Annotated in this window: 7 protein-coding genes; 4 read left to right on the forward strand and 3 right to left on the reverse strand. The window is 62.0% G+C overall.

What is annotated here, in order from left to right:
- The coding region (locus J2W46_RS33510) for a response regulator (RefSeq protein ID WP_310360174.1) at nt 1-1878 on the forward strand (1878 nt) is incomplete at its 5' end.
- 204 nt (nt 1879-2082) lie between these two features.
- On the opposite strand, the gene J2W46_RS33515 is transcribed toward J2W46_RS33510, so the two are convergent.
- The 3 genes from J2W46_RS33515 to J2W46_RS33525 form a co-directional block, all read right to left on the reverse strand.
- Nucleotides 2083-3618 carry a methyl-accepting chemotaxis protein gene (locus J2W46_RS33515; protein WP_310360175.1) on the reverse strand — a complete coding sequence of 512 codons (1536 nt, stop codon included), beginning with the start codon at nt 3616-3618 and terminating at the stop codon, nt 2083-2085.
- A 598-nt stretch (nt 3619-4216) separates the two neighbouring features.
- A complete protein-coding gene (locus tag J2W46_RS33520) occupies nt 4217-6499 on the reverse strand; it encodes a sensor domain-containing protein (RefSeq protein ID WP_310360177.1) in 2283 nt (760 codons plus the stop codon).
- 8 nt (nt 6500-6507) lie between these two features.
- The gene (locus tag J2W46_RS33525; RefSeq protein ID WP_310360179.1) at nt 6508-8169 is read right to left on the reverse strand and encodes a methyl-accepting chemotaxis protein; all 1662 of its coding nucleotides are present in this window, start codon (nt 8167-8169) and stop codon (nt 6508-6510) included.
- Between the two features lie 472 nt (nt 8170-8641).
- On the opposite strand from J2W46_RS33525, the gene leuC reads away from it, so the two are divergent.
- The 3 genes from leuC to leuB are packed head-to-tail and all read left to right on the forward strand — an operon-like array spanning nt 8642 to nt 11775.
- Complete coding sequence (gene leuC, locus J2W46_RS33530; protein ID WP_310360222.1) at nt 8642-10072, forward strand: 3-isopropylmalate dehydratase large subunit; 1431 nt, start codon at nt 8642-8644, stop codon at nt 10070-10072.
- Nucleotides 10073-10074: 2 nt separating this feature from the next.
- Nucleotides 10075-10671 carry a 3-isopropylmalate dehydratase small subunit gene (gene leuD, locus J2W46_RS33535; protein ID WP_310360181.1) on the forward strand — a complete coding sequence of 199 codons (597 nt, stop codon included), beginning with the start codon at nt 10075-10077 and terminating at the stop codon, nt 10669-10671.
- Between the two features lie 33 nt (nt 10672-10704).
- Nucleotides 10705-11775, forward strand: coding sequence for a 3-isopropylmalate dehydrogenase (leuB, locus tag J2W46_RS33540; RefSeq protein WP_310360184.1), 1071 nt, complete (start codon nt 10705-10707; stop codon nt 11773-11775).
- Nucleotides 11776-11792 lie beyond the last annotated feature (17 nt).

The raw sequence follows: 11792 nt of genomic DNA on the forward strand, positions 1-11792 counted from the left end.
CGAATCAAGGGATATACCGAGGGCGAGATCATCGGCTCGCACTTTTCGCGCTTTTACACCCTCGAGGACGTGGGCGCTGGTGTCCCTTTCAGGGGACTCGAGACAGCGAGGCGCGAGGGGCGTTTTGAGGCCGAGGGCTGGCGGGTGCGGCGCGACGGCAGCCGCTTCTTCGCGCACGTGGTCATCGACGCCATCTACGAGGACGGCGAGCTGGTCGGATTCGCAAAGATCACACGGGACATTACCGAGCGACGACGCGCGGGCGAGCTTCTTGAGAAAACGCAGGGCGAACTGTTCCAGGCACAGAAGATGGAAGCGCTCGGGAAACTGACCGGTGGGGTGGCGCACGACTTTAACAATGTCCTTCAGGTACTGAGAGGCAACCTGGAATTGCTTGAAAGCCGGCATGGCCGCGACCACTGGAGCGCCGAGCGGGTGGGTAACGCGATCGACGCGGTTGACCGCGGTGCAAAGCTCGCATCCCAGCTGCTTGCCTTCGGTCGCCAGCAACCTCTCGCCCCGGTTGTCATCAATCCCGCACGTCAGCTTCGCACACTTGACGACCTCCTGCGACCGGCGATGGGTGAGACGATCGAGATCGAATCAGTCGTTGCCGGGGGCCTGTGGAATACCACCGTCGATCCGCATCAACTGGAAAACGTGATCCTGAATCTGGCAATCAATGCGCGCGACGCCATGCCTGCCGGCGGCAAGCTCACGCTTGAGCTATCAAATGCGACGCTCGACGACGAATATGTGCTGGCATTTCCGGACGTCGCAGCTGGGCAGTATGTGATGCTGGCTGTGACGGACACCGGAGCCGGCATGACCCCAGAGGTGATGGAGCGTGCGTTTGACCCGTTCTTCACCACCAAGCCGGAGGGTCAGGGCACCGGGCTAGGTCTGAGCATGGCCTACGGCTTTGTCAAGCAAAGCGGTGGCCACATCCGTCTGTACAGCGAGATCGGTGAGGGAACGACCGTCAGGATCTATCTGCCCCGTTCCACTGGCGTGGCGGTTGACACCAGGCCTGCGCCGCCCGATCGACTGAAGCACGGCAACGAGACAATTCTCGTCGTCGAGGATGATCTGAAGGTCCAGTCGACCGTCGTCGAACTACTCTCCGGCCTCGGCTACGCGGTGCTTAGGGCCAACAACGCCGATCAGGCGCTGGCCATCGTGGCGAGCGGCGTGCACATCGATCTTCTGTTCACAGACGTAGTGATGCCAGGCGTGCTGCGCAGTCCGGAAATGGCTCGAAGGGCCGTCCGGATATTGCCGGGGCTGAAGGTCCTTTTTACATCGGGCTACACGCAGAACGCCATCGTGCATGGCGGGCGACTGGACCCGGGGGTGGAACTGCTGAGCAAGCCATACAGCCGCGAGCAGCTCGCCTCCAAGGTGCGGCAGGTGCTCGGCAACAGCGATGCACGAGCGGGACAAAGCGGTCCAGGCGGCGCCCGCCCCGGCGACGCGCACGTGTCAGCCGGAGACGGGGACGGACTGCACATCCTGGTCGTGGATGACGACGTCGCATCGCTTGACGCGACGTGCGAACTGCTGATGCTGATCGGGATGCGTCCGCACCCCGCAGCAAGCGCGGCACAGGCACTGAACACGCTTGACGGGGATGACTTTGACGTCCTGTTCACTGACGTCGTCATGCCTGACATGTCAGGCACCGAACTGGCGCGACGCGCGTCTGCCATCCGCCCGGAGCTCAGGATTATCTTCGCTTCGGGAAAGGCTGTCCCGGAGGACGAGGCGCTCGGCTTCGAATGGTCGGCGCTGCGTAAGCCCTTTACGATTGAACAACTGCGTGTTGCGCTGGAGCCCGCTGACAGGCGGCAGGCGAGCCGTCGTGCCGATGACGCCTAATCCCCTATGACCGACGCGACATCTAAAGGCACCGGTGCCCTTAGACGTCGCATGTAAGCCCACCCAATGCGTGGTTCAGACTTCTTCGTCCGCTGAGATAGCAACGGCGGCGAAAGACACGAGTAAAGGCACGCCCGATCACCCGATCAGGTGCCGGCCAGACCTTTCAAATCGGGCCGGTGAAGTCGTCAAAGCTAATCGACGCTAGGCTGCTGCGTGGACCTTAAAACCGGCCACCACGCCGCGTATTCTTGACGCCTGCTCCGTCATCGATTCAGACGCGGCGGCGGCCTCTTCAACGAGGGCCGCATTCTGCTGTGTCACTTCGTCCATGTGGGAGACGGCTGTATTAACCTGCTCGATGCCGCGCGCCTGCTCCTGCGAGGCCGACGCAATTTGACCGAGCAACACGGCGACGCGATCGATCGCCACCAGCATGTGATCCATCCGCCCGGCCGCATCGACGGCTTGCGTCGCGCCCTCCTCGACGCGAGCCACCGATGCGCCGATCAGATCCTTGATCTCCTTCGCCGCCTTGCCGGAACGCTGTGCGAGCGCGCGAACTTCAGTCGCCACGACAGCGAACCCACGCCCCTGTTCGCCGGCCCGCGCGGCCTCGACCGCCGCGTTGAGCGCGAGAATATTGGTCTGGAACGCGATGCCCTCGATGATCGCGGTAATCTCTGCGATCTCGCTCGACCCAAGCCTCAGTTCGCTCATGGTGTCCGCAAGCCGTTTGACAGCATCGGCACTGCCGCCGGCAGCATCGCTGACCACCCTGGCGAGATTGCTCGCTTCACGCGTGTTGTCTGCCGTCTGTTTCACCGTCGCGGTCAGTTCTTCCATGCTGGCCGCTGTTTCCTCAAGCGAAGCGGCCTGCTCTTCGGTGCGTTTTGACAGATCGCCATTGCCGGAGGCGATTTCATCGGCCGCATCGGCTACGTGATCGACGCCCGTGCGAATGGTCATCACGGTGTCGCGCAAACTTCCCTGCATTCTCGCGAGACTGCGCAGTAATCCACCGAGTTCGTCGTCGCGTGCAATCACGATCTGGCTGGTGAGGTTCCCGGCTTCAATCGCGCCAAAATGTTCCGTTGCCGCAGCCAGCGGCTTGGAAATCGCGTTGCGCAGAATCACCCAGGACGCGACCGCGCATAGCACCCCCAGGAGCGTAACAGAGATGGTGAGCAGCATCGTCTTCTGCTCCCGGGCGATGCCCTCCTGCACGAGCCTCGCGGAGTCTTCGGCCTGGAACTGGGACAGTTTTGCGGTTGCATCGCTGAACGTCGCATAGAGCTTTGGAAGCGTCACGTAGGCAAGCGCGCTCGACGATTGCGTGTCCGACGACTTCAGAGCGCTCATCAACGGTTCGATGCCTTTGTTCAACAAGTTATCGCGGGCGTGCGCGACGTCTGCGGCAAGACGCTTCTCGTCGTCACCGGCCGGAAAAGCCGTGTAGCTTGTCCATGCGCGGTCGGACTCGCTAATCAATGCGGTGGCGGACGCGAGAGTCGTGGCGCTCGCCACGGCCTGGCCCGCCGTCACGCGGTCCAGTTGCAAGCGTGCCCGCGCGATGTCTTCCTGTTGCGCGAGTACGGCCATCACGGTAGGCACGTTTTCCGACGCGCTTGCGAGGGCATCGTTAGTCGAATGAATGCCATAGATGCCCGCCACGCCGATAACGGCTAGGAGAAAGGCCAATGCGAAAAGGGTGGTAGCGAGGAGGGTGCGGATTTTCATTGTAATAAACCTCAGTTGTGGGGTGGATATGTGACCGCTTAACGGCATTCGTGTGACACCGCTGAGAGAAGAAAGCCAAAAATAGCTTTCTGTTAAACCGTTGAAAGCGAGAGTGGGGATGCCCGGCACCAAACGCGCTTATTACGCCGCCTCGGCCGCCGGGGAGACCGGGGACAGCATGGCCAAACGCCTCAGTAGGCCGGAGATTCGGTTTAGGCTTTCCGTACTTCGAGGACGTGACCGGCGAAAGTGCCCCGGAGAGGCGGCAACGGGAACCGTCAGGGACAATTGCAAAGCCGTGACGACGTGCCGGGGGCGCGAAGCGAAGCTGCGAGGGGCACGGCTGACTATGGAACAGCGTTGGTATCCTCGTCTTCGTCAGACCTAAAGAATTAAGATCGGCTGCTGTAATTAGTGTCGCCAGGTGGGTTGATCCTTGCCCGGTGTGTGTCTAGGTCTCGGGCCAACGCCGGTTAGCGGCGTTGGCTTTTTTCAGGACTACGCAGGCTAATTCCGATCGCAGGCGGGCAAGGTGGTGTTTGCGGTCCCCTGACGACGAGTCAGCCGCAATGAACCGGCGCGGGGCCAAAATCACTGACTATTTCCACGCGGACAAAGCTGCCACGTTCGCGAGGCAAAAGGCTTCGAATGATGGCGCGTCGACGGGACGGCTGAACAGGTAGCCTTGCGCCTCTTCGCAACCAAGCTCTCGCAGAATGCCCAACTGCTGTGCGTTTTCAACGCCTTCTGCTGTAATAGACAAGTCCAGGTTGCGTCCGAGTTGCACGATTGTTTTCACGATCGCTAGCGCATTCGGATTCAAAACCAGATCACTGGTGAACGACTGATCTACCTTCAGGCGATCGACGCGCAGTGTCTTCAGATAAGTGAGGCTGGAATAGCCGGTTCCGAAATCGTCAATCGAGATTTTGACGCCTAGGCGGCGCAGTTCGGTGAGCAGAACCGTCACGTGATCCAAATCGTCGAGAAAGATGCTTTCCGTCAATTCCAGTTCGATGAACCCGGCCGGCACCTGCCACCGCCGAAGCGCGTTTGCCACAGTACCCAGAAGATTTCCTCGCCGCACCTGCAAGGCAGACACATTCACCGAAATCGACTGCAACGGGAGACCCCGCTTCAGCCACACCGCGAGTTGACGGCATGCCTCGTTGATCACCCAGTCACCGATCTGCACGATGATGCCGGTGCTTTCCGCGAGAGGAACGAAGGCCGCCGGGCCCAGCAACCGCCGTTCGGGATGCTGCCAGCGCACCAATGCTTCCCCACTCGTTACGCGGCCGCTCGCCACATCGATCTTCGGCTGGAAGTGCAGCACCAGCTCGTCGTTACGGATTGCCGTGCGCAGTTGCGACCGCAGTTCGACAAGCTGCCGTTCCGCCGACTGCATCGTTTCGTCGAATACGTGGAAGGTATTCTTGCCGCTGCGCTTTGACTTCTGCAAGGCAGTATCGGCGAAGCGCAAAAGATCGGTGAGTTCACCTGCGTGTGCGGGAAAGAGACTCACGCCCGCGCTGACTGTGATGTCGATCACGCCGTCGCCAACGGTAATCGGGGCGCCGAACGAATCGATCAGCTTTCTCATGTAGCGATCCAGCAGCGGCAGGTCGCATACCGGATGCAGCAGCACTACAAATTCGTCGCCTCCATAGCGATACACGGTACCGTTGCCGCGAACACGGCTTCTGAGCTTGCGAGTAACCTCGATCAGCAGCCGGTCGCCTTGCTCATGCCCGAGGTTGTCATTCACGAACTTGAAGTTATCCAGGTCGAGCAGGAGCACGGCCACCGATGCCCCCGAATTCCGGGCCATGCCTGCCACCAACGAAAAGTTCTCGCGCATGACAACGCGATTTGGTGTGCCCGTCAGTGCATCGTGGTGAGCATTGAATTCCAGTTGGCGCTTGGCGGCGTCGTGCTCGGCGCGCGTGCGTTGCGTCTGTACGCCGAATGCAAGGTCTGCAGCCATTTCTTCAAGCAGCAGTTGCTCCTTCGTGCCGAACGCGTCGAGATTCTCGGAGCAAATCATCAGTGCACCAAATACCGCGCCGTTCTGCTTGAGAGGCACCGCAATCGACGAACGCAGGCCGTATTCTTCTGCGAGCGCCCGCCATGGCAACATGGCCGGATTGCTCCGGTAATCGCGGTTGATCACGGTGGCGCCGCTTCGAATGGCACGGCCGATCGTGCCCGAGTTCGTCTCATCTTCGGCCCAGCTCACATGGATCTTCCTGCTGAACGCCTCGCCATTTTGTGACCACGCGGCAATCGAAACGGACTTGCCGGCATTGGCTTCTGCAAGGCCGACGCAGGCCACGCGATAACCGCCCACCTCCACCGCAAGCTGACAGATGCGAAAGAGCAGCGCGCGTTCGTCCGTCGCGTGCATCATCGCGTGGTTGCACTTGCCGATCAGCATCAATGCACGATTGAGCGTTTCCTGCGTTGTCTTCACCGCGTTATGCTCGGTAATGTCACGTGCGACTCCGAGTACGCCGAGTACCGTGCCCTGTGCATCGCGCATCAAGCTTTTCTTCGTTTCGAAGAGCCGGGGTTCTGTTTCGCCCGCAAAGGTGAGCCATTCCTGATTGACCTGCGCCGCATCCGCCTGCATCGCGGCAAGGTCTCTGGCGCGGAAATGTTCCGCGAGCTCTAAATCGACGAAATCGAAATCGGTCTTGCCGATGATCTGCTCACGCGGCACGCCGAAAAAGCGCTCGACCGCCGAATTGATCTTGAGAAACACCCCTGAGACGTCTTTCACCCACACCATGTCGGGCATGCTCTCGACGAACGCGTCGAGATACGAGTCGGCGGCGAGTCCCGGCAATAACGGCGGCGCGGCTACGCTGTGCATGGTCATGATCAGCCTCAGGCCGACAGCGGCGACACCGTGACGTAGCGGCTCCGGCGTTTCGCGTGTGCGGGGAAGGCGTGATGATCCTCATTGTTGAGCTTGAAGATATCGACCGCTGCAAGAAGCACATCGGCCTGTTCCTGCAAGGAACTCGCGGTGGCGCCAGACTGTTCAGCTAGCGCGACGTTCTGTTGCGTGGCCTGTTCCAGGTGAACGATCATGTCGCGCACGTCGCCGATCTGCCGCGTCTGCGCCCGGCAAGCTTCGTTAATGTCGCTCATGATGGTGGTGACGTTCACCGACGACGAGATGACTTTCGATATCGTGTCGCCAGCCGCATGCACCTGCTGCGAGCCTTCCTTGACGCGTTTTTCGCTTTCCTCGATAAGCGTCTTCACCTCTTTCGCGGCGTCGGCGCTTCGTTGCGCGAGCGTGCGCACTTCGCTCGCGACCACCGCGAAGCCACGTCCATTGTTGCCCGCGCGCGCAGCTTCGACGGCGGCGTTCAACGCCAGGATATTGGTCTGAAACGCGATCGAATCGATCACCGCCAGAATTTCACCGATTCGGTTTGACGAGGCGCTAATGCCTCGCATTGCATCGACCAGCCGGTCCACGGCCGCCCCGCCTTCGCCCGCGGTAGCCGAGGCCTGCTTGGCAAGCGTGTCGGCGTGCATCGCGTTGCTCGCGTTTGCCGCAACGCTCGTGTCGAATTCGCTGAGTGCAGTGGTCGCCTGTTCGAGCGCGCTCGCCTGCCGGCCGGTGCGCGCGCCGAGGTCGTCGTTGCCTTGGGCCATTTCGCGCGTAGCGACGCTCACGCCTTGCGCCGCTTGACGCACGTCCGCGACGATGCTTGCCAGCGTGTCGCGCATCCGGGCTACGGTCGCCATCACGCTCGACGTGTCGCGCTCGCGCAGCACCACCTCGCGAGACAGGTTGCCCTGCCGGATTGCGTCTGCGAACGCGATCACGTCGCGCGGGTCCGCTCCCATCGAGCGGTCGATGTTGCGCACCACGAGCCACGCCACAATGACACTCAATGCGCAAGCAACTAGCGTCAAGCATCCGAGAAACAGCCGGAAATCCTTGCTGGTCTGACGCGCCTCGGCTCCCTCCTGCTCGCTGCGAGCCTGCTCAAGGTCGATTAGCTGATTGATCGCCGCGAGCCATTCAACGAATGCAGGCCGTGCGTCGCGAAGCAGAATGCCGCGTGCCCCTTCGGTGTCGCCGGCGCGCTGACGCGAAATGACGTCCTCGATGAGCGGCAGCGTGCGGTCACGCGCCGAATCGATTCGACTGAAAATCTGCCGCTCCGCGGGCAGGATGTCGCGATTGTTGGCGAAGAGCTGGCTAAGCGGCTCATCCGAGCGCTCGTAATCGTTTGCGAGTTGCCTGATGTGCTCGACTACTGAAGGAAGCTCCTTGCTGTCGACGAGCAGCACGTCGCGCAACGCAATGGACCGGTCGTGGACGCTCCCGCGGAAATTGATCGCATAACGTTCTTTCACTCCGTTTACGTCGATGATGTCATCGAGCCGCATTCGAATGCTTTGAACTTGGAAGATGGCGACCACGGCAAGTGCGATCAGTGTCGCGAGCGTTGCGCCAAAGCCCATGACAAGTTGCAACCGGATTGTTGTGCGCCGAAAGAAACCCATAAATACCCCATGATGCATTCGTTGTGGTTGTCGTGCTTAGCCCGGATCACGCAAATCCAGGCATGGCTATCTGTGTGAACACGCGGTTCCGGGATTTATTCCACGCATCGCTCGGCGGCAGCGCTAAAAATTTCGGTGGGGCGCGGACGCCAAGCCGCGCATGAACTCGAAGGCTTCCCTTTTGCTCGGGTTATCACGCTGCTGCGCGAACACATCACCAACTACACGTACGAACCGTCGCACATTCCGCTCGATGCGAACGACCTCGCATTGATGCGGATCGGACAGCACACGGCGATCCTTCGCGCTATTGGCGCGCGGGGCAGCCTCGATCTCCGGGTGAGTTCGTCATCGCGATCGGCGATGGTGCCTTTCCAAAAGACCACGAACAAGCTCGCTCGCCTCGTGCATGATGGTTGCACACCGATCGGCTGCGAACCGCATGGCTGCGGTTGCTGCGGCCGACACATTGATGGAGCGAGACGAAGCGATGCAACTCGACCAGGGCGCGGCCGGCCCGCGTACTCTCTATGACAAGATCTGGGACGGTCACCGGGTCATGTCGCGCGACGACGGACAGGATCTGTTGTTCATCGACCGGCATTTCATTCACGACGTCACCGCACAGTCGTTCGACCTGCTACGTGAGCGAGGGCTCAAGCCGCGTTCGCCCGGGCGCATTTTCGGCACCGCTGATCATTACGTATCCAGCGCGGCAAACGATCTTGCAGCGGTGCGCGATCCCGAGCGGCGAGCGATGATCGAGGCGCTGCAAAGAGATTCGGCGGAGTCGCGCATCACGCTTTTCGGCATGGAAGACCGGCGGCGCGGCATCGTCCATGTGGTCGGGCCGGAGCAGGGCCTGAGCCTGCCAGGCATGACCATCGTCTGCGCAGACAGCCACACTTCGACGCACGGCGCAGCCGGTGCGCTCGCGTTCGGTATCGGCGCCACCGAAGTCGCCCACGTGCTCGCCACGCAATGTCTGTGGCAGCGCAAATCGAGAAACATGCGCGTCACGCTGGACGGCATTCCAGGCGCGGGCGTCAGCGCAAAAGATCTGATCCTCGCCGTGATTGCACGAATCGGCGTGGCCGGCGCGGCAGGCCATGTGATCGAATACGCCGGCTCTGCGATCGCGGCTTTGTCGATGGAAGGCCGGCTAACCCTATGCAACATGACCATCGAAGCCGGCGCGCGCGCCGGCATGATCGCTCCCGATGAAACCACTTTCGCGTATCTGGCCGGGCGGCCATACGCCCCTACGGGCGAGCAGTGGGAGCAGTCAATCACGCACTGGCGCACGTTGACCACCGACGAAGGTGCAAGGTTCGACCGCGAAGTGCATATCGACGTGGCTGCAATCGCGCCTATGGTGACCTGGGGCACGACGCCCGAGTACGCCTGCGGCATCGACGCTCTCGTGCCCGATCCGGCCCGCGAGGCCGACCCTGATCTTCGCGCCGCGATGTCGCGTGCGCTCGACTACATGGGATTGAAGCCGGACGAAGCGCTCGACGGCGTGGCGATCGACAGGGTATTCATCGGCTCGTGCACCAATGGCCGCATTGAAGATATGCGCAGCGCCGCCGAAGTCGCGCGCGGCCGGCGCATCGCACCCGGCGTCGAGGCCTGGGTCGTGCCGGGCTCGCACGAGGTTCGCGCACAGGCCGAAGCAGAAGGGCTCGATCGCGTGTTCCTCCAGGCCGGGTTCGAATGGCGCTTTCCTGGCTGCTCGATGTGCCTCGCGACCAACGGCGACACGGCCGCGCCAGGACAGCGCTGCGCGTCCACGTCAAATCGCAATTTCATAGGCCGCCAGGGGCCCGGCGTTCGCACGCATCTGATGAGCCCGGCCATGGCGGCGGCCGCCGCGGTGACGGGACGTCTGACCGACGTGCGCCGTCTGCTGGGAGCATGAGCATGGAAAGCCTGACTCACGTCGACGCGGTGGCCGCGCCGGTCGTTGCGATCAACTGCGATACCGACCAGATTCTGCCGGCTCGCTTCCTGCAAAAACCCCGGTCCGACGATTTCGGCAAGTTTCTATTCCGGTCGCTGCGCTTTGGTCCGGATGACATTGAGCAGCCCGACTTCGTGCTCAACCGGGCGGCTTACCGCGACTCGCGCATAGTCGTCGCGAACCACAACTTCGGATGTGGATCGTCGCGCGAGCATGCGGTATGGGCGCTATACGACTACGGCATTCGCGCGGCGATTGCGCCGAGCTTCGGCGACATCTTTTTCATCAACTGTCTCAAGAACGGGCTGCTACCGATCGTGTTGCCGGAGGCCGTGGTGCTGCCGCTGCTGGACACCTTGCTGGCCAGCCCCGGCAGTCGCATCGCCGTCGATCTGCCCGCGCAGACCGTGACCTTGCCCGACGGCGCGGTGCATGCGTTCCACATGGAGCCGTTCGCCAAAGAATGTCTGCTGCGCGGCATGGATGAAATCGACTACACCCTGTCGCACCAGGATCGGATCGATGCCTTCGAGCGCAATCGCCCGGAAACCTGTTAAGCGCTTTTCCCGATCACACAAGGAGATGTTCAGATGAAGATTGCAGTCATGCCAGGCGATGGTATCGGTCCGGAAGTACTGGCTCAGGCTCTCAAGGTGCTGCGGGTCGTGGCGCCCCAGGCCGAGACCCAGGAGGCGGCCATCGGCGAGGCGGGCCTGCAGGCGCACGGCGTGCCGCTGCCCGAGCCGACCCTCGAGCTGGCGCGTAAGGCCGACGCGATCCTGTTTGGCGCTGTCGGCGTCGCCGACGAAGCCGGGATTCCCCGCGACCGCCGTCCGGGGACCGGACTGCTGCAGTTGCGTCAGGCGCTGACGCTTTACGCCAACTTCCGTCCGGCCTACATGTTCCCGGAACTGATTGGCGCGTCGACCTTGCGGCCGGAAGTGGTCGACGGGCTGGATCTCGTCATCGTGCGCGAGTTGAACGGCGACGCCTATTTTGGCGAGCCGCGCGGGTTCGAGACCAACCCGGCAGGCGAGCGCGTGGGCTTTAACACAATGCGTTACGCGGAGTCCGAGGTCGAGCGCGTTGCGCACGCTGCATTCAAGGCCGCACGCCGCCGTCACCGCAAACTGTGCTCTGTGGACAAGGCCAACGTGTTGGAGGCAAGCCAGGTGTGGCGCGAGGTGGTCACACGTGTCGGCCGCGATTATCCGGACGTCGAATTGAGTCATCTGTTCGTGGACGCCGCCGCGATGATGCTGATGCGTCGGCCGAAACAGTTCGACGTAATCGTCACCGGCAACCTGTTCGGCGACATTCTTTCGGATGCGGCAGCCATGCTGACCGGCTCGATCGGCATGTTGCCTTCCGCTTCGCTCGGCTTAGGCCGCAAAGGTCTGTACGAGCCGGTGCACGGCTCAGCTCCGGACATCGCCGGCAAGGACATGGCCAATCCGCTCGCCGCCATCCTGTCGCTGGCGATGATGCTGCGCGAAAGCTTCGAAATGGAAGACGCCGCGAGCCGTGTCGAACGGGCCGTGCGCGCGGTGCTGGCCGCCGGCTACCGTACGGCTGACATCTACCAGGAAGGCACGCGCAGTGTCGGCACGCGTGACATGGGCGATGCGGTGGTCGAGATGCTGCGCAAGCAGCCAGCCTAGCGAGGGTCGCATCGCGC

It is taken from the genome of Paraburkholderia strydomiana, from assembly GCF_031456815.1.
GTDB lineage: Bacteria > Pseudomonadota > Gammaproteobacteria > Burkholderiales > Burkholderiaceae > Paraburkholderia > Paraburkholderia caledonica.